Annotated in this window: 16 protein-coding genes; 6 read left to right on the top strand and 10 right to left on the bottom strand. The window is 50.6% G+C overall.

All coding sequences use genetic code 11. The annotated features are described in order from the left end of the window. Positions 1 to 13: 13 nt before the first annotated feature. Complete coding sequence (locus tag BN4_RS05115; RefSeq protein WP_015414297.1) at positions 14 to 1,783, bottom strand: motility associated factor glycosyltransferase family protein; 1,770 nt, start codon at positions 1,781 to 1,783, stop codon at positions 14 to 16. A 137-nt stretch (positions 1,784 to 1,920) separates the two neighbouring features. Between BN4_RS05115 and BN4_RS05110 the strand changes: the two genes are divergently transcribed. Further along, positions 1,921 to 4,200, top strand: a complete 2,280-nt coding sequence (locus BN4_RS05110; protein ID WP_015414296.1) for a cysteine synthase — start codon at positions 1,921 to 1,923, stop codon at positions 4,198 to 4,200. A 214-nt stretch (positions 4,201 to 4,414) separates the two neighbouring features. Beyond that, complete coding sequence (locus BN4_RS05105; protein ID WP_015414295.1) at positions 4,415 to 5,038, top strand: hypothetical protein; 624 nt, start codon at positions 4,415 to 4,417, stop codon at positions 5,036 to 5,038. Positions 5,039 to 5,078: 40 nt separating this feature from the next. Here BN4_RS05105 and BN4_RS05100 read toward each other — a convergent pair whose 3' ends face one another. The 6 genes from BN4_RS05100 to BN4_RS05075 form a co-directional block, all read right to left on the bottom strand. Continuing rightward, positions 5,079 to 6,269 (bottom strand): pyridoxal phosphate-dependent aminotransferase, encoded by a 1,191-nt coding sequence (locus tag BN4_RS05100; RefSeq protein WP_015414294.1) that lies wholly within the window; start codon positions 6,267 to 6,269, stop codon positions 5,079 to 5,081. Between the two features lie 96 nt (positions 6,270 to 6,365). After that, complete coding sequence (locus BN4_RS05095; protein ID WP_015414293.1) at positions 6,366 to 6,794, bottom strand: FKBP-type peptidyl-prolyl cis-trans isomerase; 429 nt, start codon at positions 6,792 to 6,794, stop codon at positions 6,366 to 6,368. Between the two features lie 316 nt (positions 6,795 to 7,110). Then, the gene (gene trpS / locus BN4_RS05090) at positions 7,111 to 8,100 is read right to left on the bottom strand and encodes a tryptophan--tRNA ligase (RefSeq protein WP_015414292.1); all 990 of its coding nucleotides are present in this window, start codon (positions 8,098 to 8,100) and stop codon (positions 7,111 to 7,113) included. 15 nt (positions 8,101 to 8,115) lie between these two features. Then, the gene (locus tag BN4_RS05085; RefSeq protein ID WP_041720652.1) at positions 8,116 to 8,781 is read right to left on the bottom strand and encodes a site-2 protease family protein; all 666 of its coding nucleotides are present in this window, start codon (positions 8,779 to 8,781) and stop codon (positions 8,116 to 8,118) included. Between the two features lie 69 nt (positions 8,782 to 8,850). Then, positions 8,851 to 9,819 (bottom strand): HD-GYP domain-containing protein, encoded by a 969-nt coding sequence (locus BN4_RS05080; RefSeq protein WP_015414290.1) that lies wholly within the window; start codon positions 9,817 to 9,819, stop codon positions 8,851 to 8,853. A 262-nt stretch (positions 9,820 to 10,081) separates the two neighbouring features. Continuing rightward, the gene (locus BN4_RS05075; protein ID WP_015414289.1) at positions 10,082 to 10,453 is read right to left on the bottom strand and encodes a response regulator; all 372 of its coding nucleotides are present in this window, start codon (positions 10,451 to 10,453) and stop codon (positions 10,082 to 10,084) included. Positions 10,454 to 10,684: 231 nt separating this feature from the next. Here BN4_RS05075 and BN4_RS05070 point away from each other — a divergent pair, with 231 nt between their 5' ends. From BN4_RS05070 to BN4_RS05055, 4 genes are read left to right on the top strand one after another with little or no spacing between them, the layout of a single operon-like run. Further along, positions 10,685 to 10,882 carry a ubiquitin family protein gene (locus BN4_RS05070; RefSeq protein WP_015414287.1) on the top strand — a complete coding sequence of 66 codons (198 nt, stop codon included), beginning with the start codon at positions 10,685 to 10,687 and terminating at the stop codon, positions 10,880 to 10,882. 13 nt (positions 10,883 to 10,895) lie between these two features. Further along, complete coding sequence (locus BN4_RS05065; RefSeq protein WP_015414286.1) at positions 10,896 to 11,825, top strand: ATP-binding protein; 930 nt, start codon at positions 10,896 to 10,898, stop codon at positions 11,823 to 11,825. 4 nt (positions 11,826 to 11,829) lie between these two features. Continuing rightward, entirely contained in the window at positions 11,830 to 12,849 is a 1,020-nt protein-coding gene (locus tag BN4_RS05060) for a glycosyltransferase (protein ID WP_015414285.1), read from the top strand. Positions 12,850 to 12,906: 57 nt separating this feature from the next. After that, positions 12,907 to 14,040 carry a threonine synthase gene (locus BN4_RS05055; protein ID WP_015414284.1) on the top strand — a complete coding sequence of 378 codons (1,134 nt, stop codon included), beginning with the start codon at positions 12,907 to 12,909 and terminating at the stop codon, positions 14,038 to 14,040. 42 nt (positions 14,041 to 14,082) lie between these two features. On the opposite strand, the gene mltG is transcribed toward BN4_RS05055, so the two are convergent. The 3 genes from mltG to BN4_RS05040 all read right to left on the bottom strand — a co-directional run bounded on the left by mltG (position 14,083) and on the right by BN4_RS05040 (position 19,298). Continuing rightward, positions 14,083 to 15,162, bottom strand: a complete 1,080-nt coding sequence (gene mltG, locus BN4_RS05050; protein ID WP_015414283.1) for an endolytic transglycosylase MltG — start codon at positions 15,160 to 15,162, stop codon at positions 14,083 to 14,085. Beyond that, entirely contained in the window at positions 15,141 to 15,551 is a 411-nt protein-coding gene (gene ruvX / locus BN4_RS05045; protein WP_015414282.1) for a Holliday junction resolvase RuvX, read from the bottom strand. The genes mltG and ruvX overlap by 22 nt, the downstream gene beginning before the upstream one ends. Positions 15,552 to 15,767: 216 nt before the next feature. Next, a complete protein-coding gene (locus BN4_RS05040) occupies positions 15,768 to 19,298 on the bottom strand; it encodes an FAD-binding and (Fe-S)-binding domain-containing protein (RefSeq protein WP_015414281.1) in 3,531 nt (1,176 codons plus the stop codon). Between the last annotated feature and the right edge of the window lie 216 nt (positions 19,299 to 19,514).

Here is a 19,514-nt window from a genome sequence, read left to right as displayed (position 1 = left end):
TTTGAGAAGTGGATCAGGCCACATCCTGATTTTTGAGATCAGTGCAGACGAGTCGATCTATTTCGCGCACTTTTTTCATCACGCATTTGGCAATACGTTTGAATTCGGGAAAATCCTTGATCTCGTACTTTTGTTTGGCACGGGTCAGTCCTGCCAGGTCAATGGCTTCATTGAAAAGGTACGGCATATAGAGAGGGTCTTGCTTGATGAACATTTCCACACGTTTGAATGTCTCGTGAATATCCTTTTGGTTTGCCGTCAGGCTCTTGAATAATTTACCGAGATGTTTTTCCGCATTGCGAAGGGATGTAGACCAGCGTGGACCTCTTGGTTCGAAGAAGATGCTTTCTCCCTTATGCTTGCAGCTTACCAACTCTGTCATGAAACGATCCACACTGCCGGGAGCGGAGGCGAGAATTCCCTGCTTGTACGCCTTTGCAATGTCGATGGGTTTGGTGCCGTTTATGGGAACACCGCCGCCATAGATATTGTACACGGGGAAGGAAGATTGGCGTAAATCGTCTTCCAACTCACGTTTGGCTGTCATGTATTGTACGGTGGTCAGAATTTCTTCGCCATCCATGTTGGTGGTGGTCTGGTGAAAACTTTGCAGTTTCATGTTGGTTGAATGGTGGTGATGGCCTGCTGCGTGAGATTTGTTGTTGAGCCATGCGTAATCCTGGCCGACCATGACCATGTGGCTGACTCCGCACCACCGCAATAGGCGTGATAGGGTGACGGAAACATTGCCGCCAGCGTCGAGGACCAGATCACGCTCTTTCATGACATAGGTTCCCATGCCGCCCACAGTCCACAGGGGAAGAGTGGGACCCGGATATCGCTTGACGACTTCCGGGTTGAGCTTGGTTGAATATATGAGAGGAATGTCATGCGCAAAGTCGGGGTCAAGTCGCATGAAAACATCAAGCATACTCTTGTCGTAATCAATGGCAGCGCAAAAGTGCGGCTTCAATCCCAGTTGGTGAAGTACCGGAACGGTTTGAAGGGCGCAGGTATACAAAACGTGACCGCGATTGGCTTTCAAGGCCGGAACATTTTCCTCCAGGCTTGGACCTGCACCCAGGATGACGCCGCCAACTCCCTGAGCCTTGCCTTGCAGACTTTTCAGGGATCCGTCCTTCAAGGCCCTTTTGAAATTGTGAATTTCATTTCCGACCATAATGTCTTGTCTGAAACGTAGAGTAGACAGTTCCAGAGAAAAGTTTTCCAGTTTATCTCTGACGATGCGTGTCCATCGAGCATACTCTGGCCCCATTTGTTGGCTGGGAATATCAGCCTTGAGGTGAATCTGACCATAGATGAACTGGAGGTCGAGATTGCGGATGACTTCATTGATGAAATCGTGATCAGGAACCAGGATGTGGAATTTTTTGGCTTCGAAAAAAGGACGATAATCTGTTTGTCCCAGGCAGGCTAAAATCATTTCGGCGCGAGGCTCGAGGAGCATGACCTTGTGAGAGTCCGGGGTTTTGGAAAGGATGTGGTTCACTCCATAACCGAGGTTTGCACCGACTATGAATGTCGCTGAAGTATCCGGTTTTTCATTGTGAATCCAGTTTTGGTAAATACCTTGGGGAGGCATTGCTTCAAACATTCCTTGCCCTGTTTCCATGCGCCAATCGTGTATTCCGAATTTATTGATGAAAATATTTTTCAACAACTTGTCCTGCTGAAAATCCTGCGCAGTGAGCCATTGGTAAATTGGATTTCCTGTACGCTGGAGGTATTCTATGTTGGGCTGTAAATGAGGGTAAGCGGTCATGCCAAATCCTTTCGTAGAAAGTTGTGCTTTTTTTTGCAGGGTTTTGCATGTTACGTGCCAGTTGCGCAGAGAGAGAGAATGCCCTACTGTGCTGGAACTCAATGATAATACTTTGCCCATGATTTCAGGGGAATGCCATGAATAAAGACCTGCTGACGCTGATCGGTGGCACACCGATGGTGGAGATACGCCACCTCAATCCGAATCCGAATGTCAAGATTTTGGCTAAAATCGAGTCTCAGAATCCCGGGGGATCGATCAAGGACAGGGTTGCAGTGGCCATGATTGAGGCTGCCGAGGCGTCTGGTGAGCTGACACGAGACAAGATTATTATAGAGGCGACGTCGGGGAATACCGGTGTCGGACTGGCGATGGTCGCTGCCATCAAGGGATATCGCATTAAATTGCTTATGCCCGAGACAGCCAGTGAAGAACGAAAGATGATTATGGCTGCCTATGGTGCGGAGCTGGAGTTGACCCCAGGACATCTGTCAACGGATGGAGCTATAGAAAAGGCGTACCGCTACGCTCGCGAGGAACCTGACAAGTATGTCCTGATGGATCAGTTCAACAATCTCGCATCCATCGATGCCCATTATACTGGTACTGGTCTTGAAATATGGGATCAGACCCATGGTGCGGTGACTCATTGCATCATGACTCTTGGTACCTCGGGAACAGCCATGGGAGTTGCCAAACGGTTGCACGAGATGGGGGATGTGCATGTGACGGCGGTAGAGCCGAACGCGGGTCATAAGATTCAGGGACTGAAGAACATGTTGGAGTCCTATCCTCCAGGTATTTACAATAAGGCATGGCTCGATGAGATTGTGCATGTTGATGACGAGGTTGCCTTTGAAACCTGTCGCCGCCTTGCCCGTGAAGAGGGACTTTTCACGGGCATGAGTTCCGGTGCAGCTATGGCCGGAGCCATGCAGTTGGCAGAACGTTTGGATACTGGGCTTGTGGTCACCATTTTCCCGGATAGTGGGGAGCGATATCTTTCTACTCATTTGTATCGCCAACGAGCGGCGAGTGGGATGAACGTTTTTGACATGGCATCAGGTGCAGAGAAGGAAATTACCATCACGGGAGGGCTTGGTCTTTATTCAATGGGACCGAGCCTGGATAACCCGGATGGGCTGGATGCATGGCGACGGGTGGTGCTTCTTGATGTCCTGACACGGCAGTTAGCGGCACGGGGAGTACCGACTGAAGCTGCCGTGGGATTGACCGACATGGATGATCGAACACTGGCGGCAGCTCGGAAGGAGCATACATCACGAAGCTCTTTTGCCATGCAACGTCGAGAAGATATCCTTGCCCGTGCTGCTCAGATGGGGGTGACGCAGGCCATTGAATTCCCTCTTTCCACGACAAGCAACACCATGTCTGTGGAGTTGTGTGGAAAGTTACTGGGTAAGGGATTGGCATACGAGAAATTGCGATCGGTTTATTTCGATGTGTTCCGTGACAAGCGGTATGGCGAGATCGGGACTGTCGATATGGATAAGGTCTCTGGTGGCCGGACAGTCGATCTCGATGCCTATGTCAAAGATAATCCGCTGGATTTTACCCTGCTCAAACGTGCTTCTCTCCTTGATCTCAAACAGGGGGAAGTGTTGGAAACCCAATGGGGAAATGTTCGTCCCAGTTGGTTTCTGCAACATGCAGCCATGGCTCTGACAGCCATGCCGCGTACCGATATAATTATTGGGAGTGAAAAACATCGATTCCCTCATCTGGAGAATCTTCGTGCAATTTGGTCAGCCTCGGGGCGTGAACTTCAGGCCTGGATTGTGTGTCAGCAGTCTACAGACTGCGCTGATCAGGATTTGGCAAGCGTGGCTGAAAAACTCGGTGGGTTTCATGCTGCCCGCTTCTGGCTCCTCTCTGTAGCGAGTCGTAAGCCGCTTTGTGCTTCGGATGAGAATCTGACCATGTGGGCGCGTAATTGGCGGAGGATTCAGGAAGGGGCAATAGCACTCACTCTGGCTTTGGATGTGAATGGAGAAGACGTCTCCGAGGGAGTCAGGCAGGCAGTCTTCAATCTCAAAGCGGGCTTGAAGGCGGCAGTGAGTGATGATCTCGCCTTGCATCATTTTTGGCCAGTGCTTTTTAAATTTGTGAAACGAGTCAACGGATGGGCTTCGGCTGGACAGCTGAACACAGCCAGCGCTCGTCTCTGTCTTGACGAATTGCTGGGCGTGGATAGTCTTCTCGGTATTCTTGACCATGCGCAAATGCCTCTTCCATTTTCAGACCTTCCCGCACAAGTGAAAGGGCTTTTGACTGATCGTCAAAAAGCCCGTGAGGAAAAGGATTTTTCAGCTTCGGATGCCTTGCGAAATGAAATATCCAAAGCGGGATTTCGGTTGGAAGATACTTCGACCTTCCCTCGTGTCTTCAGGAAATAGCCATTATTTTGTAACGAAATAACGTCTTGCCACAACAAATAAAAGGGATCGGGGAACCGATCCCTTTTATTTGTTGCATAGTTTGATTCTTTCTGGCCCCTCCATGGTTGCTTCACCCCCCCCCCGTCATGTCTTAATATTCGATGGCACGTCTTATGCTTCTTAACAAAGCAGGAAAATATTTCCCGTAACCTCAAGAGAAGAGGAAACAGTTATGTCCACTGATGGCATTAGTTCTCTCAATTATTCGGATACGTATTCCCTGCTTCAAACCACACTGGGGAATTCTTCAACTACGTCAAGTTCAAGTAGTGCGAGCAGCAGTTCTTCTGCAAGCACGACATGGCAGTCTCAGATTAGCAGTCAGATTCAGTCGCTGCTGTCAGAGGTTCCCAAAGGAAATGACGGAAAGCTCTCTTTCAAGGATGTTGATGAATATCGGGAGCAATTGGAGGAGGCTTGGGACGAATCAGTCAAGGCCGACCTTGAGGAACTTGGCGTTGACCCCGATGCAGAGTATCCACTGACGTACGATCCGACAACCGGCAAGGTGACTGTGACCAGTGGACATCCTGATAAGGCGATCATTGATCAGTATTTTGAGGATAATCCAGACAAGATTGACGAATTTCAAAAGATTATCCAGCTTGGAAAGTTGACCAGTGTTTCCAACTCAAAGTTGAGTGCAACGGAGTTGAAACAGAATATTCAGCAGGAATCTCTTTCCTGGTGGTATGAGGACAACAGTGACCCGACCAGTTGGTTTGATGGGGGAGGGCTTGTTCTCGGCTTTGGACAGGGAACAAGTTCGTATACCGGGTTGAATATCGTCGTCTAAGCAGAGGAGAGGCCGTTATTGTCCAACGGCCTCTGTTTTTCTATGCTGGATGGACGTCCGAGTGGGCCATCAGATAGCGTTCCAGTCTATCCATGCCCTCTTTGATATTCTCGATGGAATTGGCATAGGAGAAGCGAATGAACCCTTCGGTATTTTTGCCGAAGTCTATGCCTGGTGTCACTCCGATTTGAGCGTTTGCAAGCATGTCGTAAGCCAGTTGCAGTGATGATCCGTCAAATTTGGCTGCCAGGTGGCGCATGTTGACCAAAACGTAGAATGCACCGGTTGGGTCGTGTTTGATATGAAATCCCATGTTCTTGAGACGGTCGAGCATGTAAATACGTCGTTCATTGTAGATGCCGTGCATGCGTGCGACGTCGAGGTCCGCTTTCTTGAGTGCGGCCACACCTCCCCATTGAGCCATGGTATTGGCGGAGATGAAAAAATTCTGGCACATGATCTGAAGGGGACGAATGAAATCGTGCGGTGCGATCATGTATCCCAATCGCCATCCTGTCATGGCGTAGAGTTTGGAAAATCCATTCAGGACAAAGGCCTTATCTGTAAACTCCAGGATAGAGTGTTCTTTTCCTTCATAGACCAGTCCATGGTAGATTTCATCGGAAATTATCCAAAGACCTTTTTCTTCTGCCAGATCAGCAATGGCCTGCATGCGTTCCGCAGACAGCAGCGTCCCAGTTGGGTTGGCCGGGGAATTGATGAGAATTGCTTTGACACTTTCATTGGTTTCAATGGCTTCGCGAATGGCTGAAACCCTGAACTGGAAAGAGTCTTCCTCGCGCACTGGAATTTTGATGGGCTCGGCACCGGCAAACGTGATGAAATTGTCGTAACAAGCGTAGCATGGGTCCGAGGTGATGACCTTGTCGCCATCTTCCAGAATTGAGGAGAACAGCGCCAGCATCGCGGGGCTTGTTCCTTGTGTAATCGCGATGGTTCCGGGGTCAATAGTGACGCCGTAGCGCATGCGATAATCTTCGGCTATGGCTTCTCGAAGTTCCAGTATCCCCAGCGAGTGTGTGTAGTGGGTTTGCCCTTTGTCGAGCGCTTCGCATGATGCTTGCTTGATACAGTCAGGAGTATCAAAGTCGGGTTCGCCCACTTCCATGTGGATTATGGACTTCCCGGCGCGCTCCATGGCCTGGGCCTGTTCAAGAATCTCCATGACAAGAAATGGGGTCAATTCGCAGCATCGTTTGGAAATACTCATCACTTTTCGTCCTGTTGTCTCTTGTGCAAGAACCCGCTTCGGTCCAATAAAGGCCGAAGCGGGTTTTGAATGTGATATCAATCAATCATTAATATATTAGATGACTTCAACAACCTCTATATCAAAACAGAGGATTTTTCCTGCCAAGGGATGATTGCCATCCAGAGTGACCAGATCTTCTTCGATTGTCGTCACATGCACATAAGCAGGTGTGCCGTCTTCCGAACGGATTTCCAGCATGATGCCTTCTTCCAATTCGACATTGGGTGGAATCTGTTCCTTGCGAACTTGAAAAACAAGCTCATCATTAGGCTCACCATAGCCTTCCTCTGGCGGGATCTCCACGGAGACGGTCTCGCCGACTGATTTGCCGAGGACTGCGCGCTCAAAGCCAGCGATAACCATACCTTCGCCTAACTTGAACTCAAGCGGTTCACGACCTTCACTTGAATCGAACTGGCTGCCGTCATCCTTGAGGGTACCTGTGTAATGAACCTTGACGGTGCTACCTTGCTGTGCGGTCATGTTAACTCCTTTGGGGGGTTGGTCCTCCAGCGGCTGGAGTAAGAGGAGAGAGGAGCCTGTCTTTTAGGGCACCCCTCTCCCCTTATCCCAGCCCCACATCCCGTATCGTCTTTACTGGGATGGTGCGTTCCATGACTGAGGACGCACGAGGCGGGTTACTGGTTTCCATCTCTGTATCGTTAAAGACACTGCAATACAAATAATTCATCTGAAAATTTGTCTCAGCAGCACTAGGGGGAGAAACAGTATGGAAAATGGGAGCCTTGTATCAAAAGGCTCCCGGATATATCTATATAATAGAAGTCCAGATTCGGAATTAGAAGTCCAGATTCAGAACACTGCGAACTTCATCCATGGTTTTCATGGCGAATTCGGTCGCTTTCTTGTTACCGGCTTCCAGAATCTCTGCCACTCGTTCATCTGTACAGGCTGCACGGCGCTCATGGAGCGGTGTCAGGAATTTTTCCATGGATTCCATGAGAACCTTTTTACAGTCCACACATCCCCATGACGCATTACGACATCCTTCCTGAATTTCGGGCAGCTTGGCTGGGTCGGTCATTAGCTTGTGATAAGGGTATAAATTACAGATATCCGGGTTCCCCGGATCTGTTCTCCGCAGACGGTTCTCATCGGTTTTCATGCTCCGAACTTTAGGCAAAATTTCTTCCAACGGCTCAGAAAGCTTGATGGAGTTGCCGTAGCTCTTGGACATTTTGCGTCCGTCGAGACCGGGCAGTTTCGCTTCCTCTGTGAGCATGTCGGCCGGTTCCGGGAACAATTCGGTCTTGTTCAGGTGGTTGAATCGACGAGCTATTTCGCGGGTCAGTTCAAGATGTGGCAATTGATCTTTTCCTACTGGTACAGCAAAAGGCTTATACATCAGGATGTCTGCGGCTTGAAGAACGGGATATCCCAGAAAACCATGTGTGCTGAGGTCTTTTTGGACCAGTTCTCCCTTGATTTCCTTGTAGGTCGGGTTGCGTTCCAACCAACCCAAGGGGGTGATCATGGAAAGAATCAAATACAGCTCTGCATGTTCCTTGACCACTGACTGCTGAAAGATGGTACACTTTTCTGGATCAAGCCCGGCTGCGATCCAATCTTTGACAAGTCCGGGAACAAATCCCTTGATACGAGTCGGGTCGGAGTATTCGCTGGTCAGGGCATGCCAATCGGCGACAAAGAAGAAACAGTCATAGTCTTCCTGGAGCTTGAGCCAGTTGGCGATGACGCCGAAATAGTGACCGAGGTGAAGGGGGCCTGTGGGCCTCATGCCGGAAAGAATGCGTTTGTTGTCGCTCATGATGAAAATCTTTTGTTACAGGTTAATGCCCAGGAGGGCAGCCGATCCGCGAACCAGTGGGAAAATTACTTGGCCGATAAGGCTGTAGCCGGAATATTGTCCAATAAGGATGAGGCCGATGAGCACAATGAACCCATATCGGCTCAGGCTCATGTACAGCTGCGCTATCCGCGGAGGAAGAAAGTATGCCAGAACGTTACTGCCGTCCAGAGGCGGTATGGGGATCAGATTGAAAATGCCAAGGATCAGATTGACGTATACCCCAGCCTGGCAAATCAGATAGAATGGGACAATAATCGATTCCCAGAGTGTCCCTGATTGGAACTGTATGGTCGTGAGAATATGCATAACTATGGCGAACACCGCAGCCAGTATGAAATTTACGCCCGGACCGGCAATGGCTGTAAGCAGCATCCCGAAGCGAACATCCTTGAAGTATCGAGGATTCACCGGAACCGGCTTGGCCCAGCCAAAGTGAACGAAGAAAAAGGCAAGCGTCCCGATGGGGTCAAGATGTTTGAGAGGATTGAGCGTCAGGCGGCCCTGAGATTGAGCTGTTGGATCCCCCAGAAGGTAAGCGACATAGCCATGAGCGACTTCATGGGCGACCAAGGCTATCAGCAAGCCCGGCGCGAGGATAACGTAGCGTTCAAGCGCGTCTGGTGAAAAGATATCAAACATGAGGTCGGCTACCATGTAAGAGGACTGCGGGGCAAGGGGAATGTCTCGGCCGATGCAGTTCTCAAGCGGTTAAACAATTTCTGCCCGTGAAAGCATTTCAACGAATTTTTTGAGAATTGATTTATCCACCAGCCCTTCATCATCCATGATCCGCTTGAGTGCGTTGAATGGAGTGAGTGCTTTGTCATGGCGTGTTGTCCGGGTCAGGTTGTCATAGACGTTGCAAAGGGCGAGAATTTTGGTGTGGATGGGGAGTTCACTGCCCTTTGCTTTGGTGGGGTACCCGGTTCCGTCTTCCCGTTCATGGTGGAACAGGATGCAGTTGGACGCGGCTGTGGGCAGGTTGAAGGCAGAGCACGTTCTCGCACCGATCATGGGGTGCAGGACAAACAGTTCCTTTTGCTCATCGGTCAAATCTTCGTGGGGGCTTTCCACGACTTCTTTTGGTAATCCGGTCTTGCCTATGTCGTGCAGCATGGCTCCCATGCCGCAGGCGAGAATTTTGGCATCGTCATAATCGTATTCCTGCATCAGGCTGACAGTATATACCATGGTTGAAATACCATGATGATATGCTTCATATCCTTTACTGATGAACCGGGAAAGCTCTTTGAGTGACTTGGGAGATTGAAGGAACCTGCTCGAATTTTCAATCAGTTTGGTGAACCGTTGAAATCTGCGTTCAAAAGTTCTGCCAGGGAGCGATTTTTCAAAAAGTTCTTTACCAAGCTGTGTGGCAGTGCCAGCCCATGCCTTGGCCCGTTCTTCCGGGGCAACACTGTCATCGTCAAGAAGATCAGCTATATTTTCCTGAATGTAACGCTTGTAGTGGTCCAGTCCCTGTCTATCTATGTAGAGATGCGGATTTTCATTGTGTGCCAACTCTTGAATCTTGTCGCGTGTAATGACAAGAGAGTTCGCATTGAAGAGGACGTAGTTGGTGCCACGCCGCAGGAATATGTCGAATTGACCTTTGGTATCCGGTCTCAGGACCAGGGGAGAGATGGGAACATATTCAGCATTGTTGCTTTGTGCCAAGTGGGCCTCCTGGAGTAAATTGGGTCGTTCCGCTCAGCTTTTTTTCCTCAAAAGCAGTGCAAGCGTACTGTCCGGCTAATCGCTTGTCAAACAGCCTTGGCTAAGAAAAGCGTGAAAAATCCGAGTTTTTGGCTTGATTGTAACGATGGTGGATTTTGTGACTTTGTCGAGGGAATAGGAACAGTCGTCTGGGAGTGGTCAAAAGCAAGCGACGCACTCCGATTTTTGGGGTGCGTCGCATGAGTGACAGGTTGGGCGGTTGTTAACTACCGGCTTTGTTCAGAGCCATACGGACTTTGTCTTTGAGTTCGGTGAGATCCACGGACTTGACCACGTAGTAGTCGGCTGCAATGGATTTGAGGTCGTGCTGGAAGGAGTCGTATGCTGTGGAGAGTATGACCGGTATGGTCTGGTCCTTGGCGCGAATCTCCTGGAGCAAGTCCAGCCCCGAGCGATTGACGCCGAGTTTGATATCAAGAATCACGATGGTTGGACCTTCTCGGCCTATGACATCAAGAATGTCCTCCTCGCCGTCTGAAGTGGCGACCGTATAGCCGTCGGCCTCCAGTTCTTCTCTGTAGAGCATCCGTATGTGCTTTTCGTCGTCGACAACGAGAATCTTCGGTTGGCTCATGGAATCCTCCTTGGGAATTTACCTTAATTCACTCTACTCGATATTTCTCTTTTGGGTCAATACGGTTTCACTTTTTTTGCCCAGATTCTAACACTCGGCCAAAAAACCTTGTGGTTGCTTCATTGACCATGCCTGTTCCCTGTTTCTCTCCTTGAACTTGGAGTCCATCATCAGTAGGGTCCGACCAACCCGCCGGTATTCAATAAGGCTGGCGGAAAGGAGAAAAATATCATGGTAATCGTTCATCTGGAACCTGATGGAAAGACCATCGAGATTCCCAACGTCAGGAGCGTGCTTGCGGTCCTCAATCGACTCAAACTTCGTTCAACAATGGCTCTTGTCGCTCGCGATGGCGAATTGCTGACCGCAGATCGGAAATTAAGCAACGGCGATACTCTGTTGGTTCGCAAAGTAACCTCAGCCGGGTAAGGAGTCTATACACATGAAATGCTCTCGTTGCAAAAAACTTGCGTGCGTCGCTCTTCCGAGTCATCACGCCGGGTTTTGTCCTGAATGTTTTCCGTTGTTTTTTACCCGCCAGGTTGAAACCGCTATTCGCCGCGAAAAGATGTTTACCAAGGATGAGCGTATTCTTGTCGCTCTGTCTGGTGGCAAGGATTCGCTGGGCTTGATGCTCGAACTCAAATTGCAGGGATATGACGTCACAGGGTTGCATATTGATCTTGGCATTCCTGATTCGTCTTATAAGGCCCGTAAGAAAGTCGAGAACTTTTGCGATGCGCAGGATCTGAAATTGGACGTCTTCGAGATGGAGAAATGGGGTCTACCTGTTTGTGATATCAAAGAGCACGTCGATCGGCCTGTCTGTGCCGTGTGCGGCAAGATGAAGCGGCATCATTTTAACCGCATAGCGAGGGAAGGGGGCTATGATGCACTGGCTACTGGGCATAACCTGGATGACGAAGTCGCACGCCTTTTTGCCAATACACTTCGGTGGGATACAGCGTACCTTTCCGATCAGGGACCGGTTTTGCCCGCTGCCGACGGTTTTGTTCGCAAGGTCAAACCGCTTTTTCGGCTGACTGAATTCGAGACTGCCAACTATGCATTTTTGAAGGGTATCGAGATACATTCGGACCCTTGCCCATATTCTTCAGGAGCCAGTTTTACCAACCACAAGGAATTGTGGGGGGAGTTGGAATATCGTAGTCCTGGTCAGAAGTTTCAGTTTTATCAGGGGTTCCTTCAGCGTGGTAAACAGGCCTTTGCCAATCTTGAGAAAGAGATCGGAGCTGAGTTGAAACCCTGTAAAGAATGTGGCTCTCCCACGAGTGTGGGGAGATGTTCCATTTGTCGAATAAAGGAATCCGTAGCCACTAAAAAGGCCGCTGCCACAGTAGAAGGATTGTAACAAAATGAGCACGCCGAAGATTTCCGTCACCATACCCTGCTATAATTGTGGGGATACTGTCGGGGCCGCGCTGGAAAGCCTGCTCGCCCAGACCATGGCGGATTTCGAAGTGGTGGCCGTAGATGACGGAAGTACTGATACGACTGCGGGAGTTCTGGCTGAATATGCAGGCCGGGATTCCCGTATTCGAGTGGTTACGAGTTTGCATGGTGGTGTTGTTACCGCAGCCAATACCGCGCTCGCAACCGCTCGCGGTATGTATCTGGCCCGTATGGATGCCGATGACCTGGCCCTCCCGAACCGGTTGGCTGCACAGTCCCGTTTGCTCGACTCTGACCCTTCCTTGGGGTTGGTGGGATGTCGAGTTCGATTTGGCGGATGCAGAGAGCAGAGTGCCGGGTATGCCCATTATGTGGATTGGACCAATACGCTTTTGACTCCTGAATCCATTCAGTTGCATAGATTTGTGGAATTTCCTGTACCGAATCCGTCAATCATGTTCCGGCGGGAATGCCTGGACGTTCATGGAGGGTATCGCGATGGTGATTTCCCTGAGGATTACGATCTGTTGCTTCGGTGGCTGGAAGGCGGAGTTGTGATGGCCAAGGTGGATGAGGATCTTCTTGTTTGGAATGACCCGCCAAGTCGTTTGTCCCGAAATCATCCTCGGTACGATGTGGAGGCGTTTTACCGCATCAAGACTGAATATCTGGCGCGCTGGCTCGAACGGAATAATCCGCATCACCCCTGTGTCCATATCCTAGGAGCCGGGCGTGTTACCCGTAAGCGCGCAGATCTTTTGCTTGACTACGGGATAACCTTTGCCGCCTATTATGACATTGATCCCCGAAAGATAGGCCATGTGGTTCATGGTATTGAGGTTCGCGACCGCTCGACCATACCGGCGCCGGGAGAAGGATTTTGCATCCCATACGTTGCCAGTCGAGGTGCTCGGGGGGATATCATTTCATTCCTCGAGAGCCGTGGTCTTGCTCTCGGGCGAGACTATATTCCGGCGGCGTGACACGTTTAAAGGTGTTTTCCTGTTTGAAGATAGGGTATTCACAAGAGGGAGAATACGATGACATCATTAGTGTGCCGTTCCTGCGGCAAGGAGTACGCAGGGAATGAACTGCGTTGGCAATGCGACTGTGAAGGGCTTCTCGATCTTGACTTCACGCCTTCTCTGGATCCTGATGATGTCAGCTCCCGGCCTGCGACGCTTTGGCGGTATCGTGAGGCGCTTCCTGTGCCTGATGGTGTGGAATTAACTTTGGGGGAAGGAATGACCCCTCTGCTGCCAGTTGTCGTTGGTCATCGGGAAATGTGGGTCAAGCAGGAACAACTTTCTCCTACCGGTTCATATAAGGATCGGGGAGCTTCGGTGATGATAGCCATGGCTCGGCATCTGGGGGTTCTCAAGGTTGTGGAAGATTCTTCAGGTAATGCCGGGTGCAGCGTTGCCGCCTACTGCGCCAAGGCGGGAATTGCCTGTCGCATTTTTGTCCCTGCGGATAATTCTCCCGGAAAATTGGGGCAGATAGAATTGTATGGGGCGGATCTTGTTCGGGTGGAAGGAAGTCGGGAAGAAACAGCTTCAGCCTGCATGCGCGCTGCCGCAAGTACCTTTTACGCCAGCCATGTCTATAATCCGTATTTTTTTCATGGAACCAAAACCTTTGCCTATGAAGTCGTTGAGCAACTTGGTTGGAAAGGTCCGGATACCGTGGTGCTCCCGGCTGGTAATGGAACCCTTCTGCTTGGTGCATTCTTTGGATTTTCCGAATTGGCAGAATTGGGAATCATTACATCGATCCCTCGGCTGATTGCCGTGCAGTCGGCTCACTGTGCACCTTTGTCTCATGCCTTTGAGAGAGGGCAGGAATTGGTTTCAGAGGTCAACACCCTGCCAACCCTAGCCGAAGGAATAGCGATAGCTGCTCCTGTGCGTGGTCCTCAAATGCTTGATGCGGTACGTTGTTCAGACGGCATGTTCCTGTCTGTGAGCGAAGGGGAGATTCACACTGCCTTGAATGATATGGGGCGGCGGGGCTACTGTATCGAACCTACTTCGGCTGCTGTTATTGCCGGTGCAACTCGATATGGAGAGAGTGCTCGTTCGGGTGAGAGCATTGTCACAGTCTTTACAGGACATGGACTCAAGGCTGGAGAGAAACTCCATGCATTGTCTCATGGGTATCAGAAACACGCTTGATGCAGGAAGAACACTGTTTGAGCCTGCCAAATTCGATAGAGGTCAGGGCGTTGTGGAACTCGCAGGTTGAGAGCGGTAGGTCTTTCGATTTCGTTCAAGCTGATACTTTCTGACCGCGATATTATGTTCTTTCAGAGTTTTGCTGAAATGGTGGGCGCCGTCACCTTTGGCCACGAAGTAAAGAAAGTCATGGTGTTCAGGATGGACAGCGGCCATGAGTGACTCCAGGCCGGGGGAGCAGATGGGGCCAGGGGGTAACCCCCGGTGCACATAAGTATTATAAGGATTCTCTCGGTCCAACAGATGGCTTTTGGTTATATTCCCATCAAAAGAAGGCCCCAGCCCATAGATAATGGTGGGATCAGCCTGAATGAGCATCCTCTTTTTGATTCTGTTGTGGAAAACTCCTGCAATGCGGGCGCGTTCTTCCGGGATGCCTGTTTCCTTTTCAACGAGAGAAGCCAGGATGACTGCGGTATGTAACTCGTGCCACTGTGGCAGTCCCCTCGGCCAGACCTTGTTGGCGTTCTTGAAGAATTCCTTGAGCATGGTTCGAACAATAGTGTGAGACTGGTCGTTTCGCGGAGGGGTGAGCAAATAGGTTTCCGGGAAGAGATAGCCTTCGGCATTGGAGGCCTGTATGTCGAATTCATCGAGGATGGCCGGGTCTGCGATTGCTTTGGTAAATTGATCTTGCGTTCCCATTCCCGCCTGTTGGATAAGGGCGGCCGTTTGCCACCAGGTTAATCCCTCGCGAATGGAGACTCGTTTCATGATGCCGGTTGAGGAAGTGAGTTCGTGGAGCAGGCGACCAGGTGTCCATCCTGTATTCAATTTGAATTCTCCAGCCCGGATCAGCGCGGTCTTGCCTTTGGAACTGGCCAGTTTACGAAACCTATGCGTATTGGTAACCAGTCCGGCGGTTTTGAGATTGGCAGAAATGGTGGTAAAAATCTGCCCTGGTTCGATACGGAATATGATGTCGAGCCCTGGAGTTTCCGGGGGAGTGGTCAGGAATTGTTTTTCCTGCCATGCCTTGTATCCCAGATATCCGCCGGTCGAAAAGCCGACAAGGATAATGAGGGTGAGAAGGGAGAAAATCAGTGTGCGTTTTCGAGCCATGAGCGCAGTATGATGACGGCCGCCTGACTGTCCAGGGCCATCTTTCGTTTCTTGCCGCGTACATTGGCGGCGTTGAGTTCTTCTTCAGCCTCTGCTGAGGTCAGTCGTTCATCCATCAGATATATGGGGCGGTCTGTCCGACGTTCCAGACTGGCGGCGAAATTACGAGCTTGCCGAGTGGTCAGGGTGTCTTCGCCCGACAGGGAAAGAGGCAGTCCGACAACGACAGCTTCAACCGATTCCTTTACAATGATCTCAATGAGTTCGTCAAAGAGGGCATTGCGTGTGGTTCGCTCTATGGTCCGGTAGGGCGAAACCAGGGTTCCTGTACGGTCGGAAACAGCTAATCCGACACGCTTGAGGCCGAAATCAATGCTCAAGGCGCGCATGGTTATCCTATCGCCATCCAGGAAAGGGAGCGTAACTTTGCAGTGTGTATGAACAACATGGTCGGAAACAAACACGGGAATCGTTTCGGGTCAATATCAAACGCCTTCAAAATATATTATTTTACGATGCCACTTACTCTGAGGCATGAGAGAGAAAAGAACGGCCTGTGGAATGAAAGTACTCCACAGGCCGCTCCGTGTCTTTACGAAAATGGGCTATGAGTTGTCAGCGCCTTTTCTTTCGATCGATTTCATCAACCCCTTAAGTTCCTTGCGCCATTTCTTTCCGCCAATGCATTCGGCCAGGTATTCCGAGGTATGCATGACTCGGTTCGAACGCTTCATCTGGAGCATGGAGCGTTTGATGCCGACCTTGCATGAAGGGCATCCGACTACAATAGGTCTGGTCTGGTCCATGCCGAGGTCCGACTGCATCTGTGACTGTTTTCTTTCGCGCAACAAATTGTAAATGGTCGGGTCTGTCAATGCTCCAAGACCGGATTCCCCACAACAGCCGGGAGAAAGATCCACAGTTGTGTTGGTCATTTTTTCAAGTCCGGAGCGATACATCTCCGGGGCTTTGACCTTGGGAGCATCCACCCACTCGGCATGGCACGAAGAGTGGTAGAGAACCGGTTCGGTCTGACTCATGGGCGGGAGCCTGTCCATGAGGAACTGCATCACGTCGTAGTGAGCAAGTGGTTCTACTAGTTCACCTGAGAAATCATATGTTTGTAACGATTCGCGGCATGTCCCGCAGGCCGTCAACAAAGTTGTTGCCTTGAGTCCTGCTTTACCTGTTTTAACCAGGAGGTCCAGGAATTCCTGCACATTGCGATGTCTGTTGGTTTTGTATGCTTCTTCGCAACCGCTAGCGAGCAGGGGATAACCACAGCACATGTGGTGGTCCGGCAAAACCACGTTCACACCGGATTTGAGCAACAGGTAGACTGAAGCCAACCCGATGGAGCGAGAGAAGAGTGATGCCCCACACCCAGGGAAGTACAGAACTGTTTCGTCTCGTGCTGCCTTGGGATTGCGGAAGATCGAGCCGGATTCGAGCTTCAGTTCTTCAGCAAGATTCTTGAAGTCCATACCGGGGCTGCGGTGTTTGAACATGGGCGACTCGACGCGTGAGAGCCACCGCGCAGGAATCATCCCCAGGGTCTTGTCCTGCACAGATTGGCCGACAGACAGGAGCTTGGCCGTGACCGGGAGACTGCCTGAAGGATTTTTAGCCAGGTTCTTGAGAATGATTTGTTTGAGCGGATGACCTGACTTGCCCTTGGTATCGAGGAAGGCACGCATGGAAAGCGCAGACCCTGCCGAGTCTATCTTGACCGGGCATACAGCCTGACACTTGCCGCAAGCTGTACAATGGGCCATGAGGTCCTGTAATTGAACCATTAGTTCGCGCGCGGGTTCTCCCGATTGGATTTGAGAATAGTAGATTCCCTCAATAATAGCACCCAACGAGATATTCTTGTTGCGCGGGTGATACATCAGCCCCTTGGCCGGATGGTACATGGGACAGACCTGTTTGCACTTGCCGCAACGGGTACAGGTTTGGATGTTGCGCAACAGGCTCATGAGGGCTTCCTTATCCCGCAGGGCAGTTGCATCAAGGTCCTGAATGAGTCGGTTGAATGAGAATGTAAACGGCTCACAAGGGAGTTTGCGAGAAGTCAATTTTCCGGGATTGAGAATATCTTTCGGGTCAACCTTGCTCTTGTATTCGACCAGGGCCTTGATTTTTTCCTCGCTCAGGAAGGCTATTTTGGTAATGCCGATGCCATGCTCACCAGAAACCTCGCCACCCATTTCCAAAACTTTGGTCATGACTTCATCAGCTGCTTCATGCGCCGATGCAAGCATCTCCGGGTCATTGGAATTGACGGGCAGGTTGACGTGACAGTTGCCGTCTCCGGCATGCATATGATTGGCGATGATAATGCGTTTGGCCTGCATTTCATGCCACATGGCGTTTATTTCCCGGTCGAGTTTCGGATAACTGTCGCGGAGTTTGACAAACAGGAAGCGGCACTGGGCTTCTTGTTCCTGATCCGAGAAATCGTTTGAGGTAACCTCGCCGTCAATAATGGAACGGGCGCGGGCCAATGCTTCCCGTATATCCTCGTCCTCGTAATTAACGCCTTTCATATCCCGAACCTTGTGCAGGGTCTTCCGGTATATTTTGGCAAGATAGATGAGGTTCAAGTCTTCAAGGAACTCGGAGAATTCCGGAATGACTTCCATGGGGATGACCACGTCCTCATTGATCTTGAAGCCTGATGTGCGTTTGGAAATGGCAGACAGTTTGTGTCTGTCTTCCCAGAACAGTTCGGCCTCTTTTTCGTCTTGAGCCGTGAAGATATCAACACCCTCGTAAGGTTGAGCCAATGCGACGATGGTTTGGCTCGCGGCATCAAGCGCTTCCTGATCATCCGAGTCGAGTTGGAGTATCAGCACGGAAATGGGGTCACCTTCATACTGAGTGGATTTTGCCTGATATTCTATGGCCTGGACGTATTTGGAACCAAATTCCTCCAGGGCGGAGATTTTGACCAGATCGCCTTCCTCCCGAATCTTGTCGCGCAGGCCGACAACATCCTTGATGACATACATGGCGTTCTTCATGGAGCGACCGTAGAATTCCAGGCAGAGCACACGAGAATGGGCCAGGGCCGGGTAGCAGATGAAGCTTGCTTCGGTTATGATTCCGTCAACGCCCTCTTTTTGGACACCAGGAAGACCCCCGAGATATTTATTGGAAACGTCCTTTCCCAGACCTTCGCCACGGATTTCACTGCCTTTGAGGATTACCGTATCAATCTGGGTTCCGTGTTCATTGAGAATTTCAAAGACAGCTACGTCCTGATTATAAATCTTGTGTCTCGGATGATCCTTGCGGCGAACCTCGATCAAATTTCCCGTTGGAGTGATCATGCGGTATCGAAGGATATTATCTATGGTCGTGCCATATTCGAAGGCGAACGGGCCTCCCGCATTTTCAGAGATATTCCCGCCCAGACTGGAGCCGGCCTTGGAAGCTGGGTCCACAGTGAAAAGAAGGTCCTTTTTGGCTGTGGCCTTGATGGCGTCCAAGGTGATAACACCGCTTTGCACTGTCAGAATGCGGTTTTCCGGATCGATATCAATGATCTTTTTGAAGCGGGACAGGGAAAGGATGACGGTTCGTCCCAGGGCAGGGATGGCTCCGCCTGTGGCTCCGGTACCTCCTCCGCGCGGGATGACGTTGAAGTTCATCTCATTGGACAAGCGGACGATATCCCGAATCTGGTATTCCGTTTCAGGAAAGAGCACGAGCATGGGAAGTTCCATGCGGAGATCTGTGGCATCGGTTGCGGATTCGATGCGACAGTTCGGCTCGTCACCAATACCGTCTTCCGGCATGAATTCCTTGAGTTCTTCTATGAGCGTGGCCCGGAAATTCTGGTCTGCATCGAAGCGTTCCCAGAAAAGCTCTATACCTGTGGTCAGAATCTTGGCGAATTCCCTGTCCAGCATGGGCTTGGACATATTGAGGCGTCGGTCCACGGATGTGCGGACCAGTTCAGGGTCAATAAAGGGATTATATCGCACCATGAACAATTCTGCGGCCAGATTCGAGGCGAGCTTCTTGACGCCTTCGGGCCAGTGTTCGTAGCGGTCCATCTCGACCACGCCCAGGGCGCGGCTGATGAGTTGTTCGTCGGATATGGAAATATGGGGACCAAGCTGGGCCATGACAGTATACTCCGTGTTGAATCAGGGGGAAGAGAAAGTGGTTATTCCCTTTAGGTGTGAAAGGCAAGTATAGGAATGGTTCCTGGCTTTGGCAAGAGCGAGCCCATGAGAGACCGAGGGTGTGGAAAAAAACGATTTTCCCCGATTCCTCTCTCGTCCTCTTCTAGACATCCCGTCTGCCTTCGTTATATGAACGAGACTCTTTCCGATAATGGC

Origin of the sequence: Pseudodesulfovibrio piezophilus C1TLV30 (genome assembly GCF_000341895.1) — a bacterium.
GTDB lineage: Bacteria > Desulfobacterota > Desulfovibrionia > Desulfovibrionales > Desulfovibrionaceae > Pseudodesulfovibrio > Pseudodesulfovibrio piezophilus.
This window is presented reverse-complemented; position numbering and strand designations above follow the sequence as displayed.

What these genes read in the sequence shown, in the direction of transcription:
- trpS (WP_015414292.1), bottom strand. Translation starts at nt 8,100, where the DNA reads ATGAGCGACAACAAACGCATTCTTTCCGGCATGAGGCCCACAGGCCCC.
- mltG (WP_015414283.1), bottom strand. Translation starts at nt 15,162, where the DNA reads ATGGCTCGAAAACGCACACTGATTTTCTCCCTTCTCACCCTCATTATC.
- BN4_RS05115 (WP_015414297.1), bottom strand. Translation starts at nt 1,783, where the DNA reads ATGACCGCTTACCCTCATTTACAGCCCAACATAGAATACCTCCAGCGT.
- BN4_RS05100 (WP_015414294.1), bottom strand. Translation starts at nt 6,269, where the DNA reads ATGAGTATTTCCAAACGATGCTGCGAATTGACCCCATTTCTTGTCATG.
- BN4_RS05085 (WP_041720652.1), bottom strand. Translation starts at nt 8,781, where the DNA reads ATGTTTGATATCTTTTCACCAGACGCGCTTGAACGCTACGTTATCCTC.
- BN4_RS05105 (WP_015414295.1), top strand. Translation starts at nt 4,415, where the DNA reads ATGTCCACTGATGGCATTAGTTCTCTCAATTATTCGGATACGTATTCC.
- BN4_RS05055 (WP_015414284.1), top strand. Translation starts at nt 12,907, where the DNA reads ATGACATCATTAGTGTGCCGTTCCTGCGGCAAGGAGTACGCAGGGAAT.
- BN4_RS05075 (WP_015414289.1), bottom strand. Translation starts at nt 10,453, where the DNA reads ATGAGCCAACCGAAGATTCTCGTTGTCGACGACGAAAAGCACATACGG.
- BN4_RS05040 (WP_015414281.1), bottom strand. Translation starts at nt 19,298, where the DNA reads ATGGCCCAGCTTGGTCCCCATATTTCCATATCCGACGAACAACTCATC.
- BN4_RS05070 (WP_015414287.1), top strand. Translation starts at nt 10,685, where the DNA reads ATGGTAATCGTTCATCTGGAACCTGATGGAAAGACCATCGAGATTCCC.
- ruvX (WP_015414282.1), bottom strand. Translation starts at nt 15,551, where the DNA reads ATGCGCGCCTTGAGCATTGATTTCGGCCTCAAGCGTGTCGGATTAGCT.
- BN4_RS05060 (WP_015414285.1), top strand. Translation starts at nt 11,830, where the DNA reads ATGAGCACGCCGAAGATTTCCGTCACCATACCCTGCTATAATTGTGGG.
- BN4_RS05110 (WP_015414296.1), top strand. Translation starts at nt 1,921, where the DNA reads ATGAATAAAGACCTGCTGACGCTGATCGGTGGCACACCGATGGTGGAG.
- BN4_RS05065 (WP_015414286.1), top strand. Translation starts at nt 10,896, where the DNA reads ATGAAATGCTCTCGTTGCAAAAAACTTGCGTGCGTCGCTCTTCCGAGT.
- BN4_RS05095 (WP_015414293.1), bottom strand. Translation starts at nt 6,794, where the DNA reads ATGACCGCACAGCAAGGTAGCACCGTCAAGGTTCATTACACAGGTACC.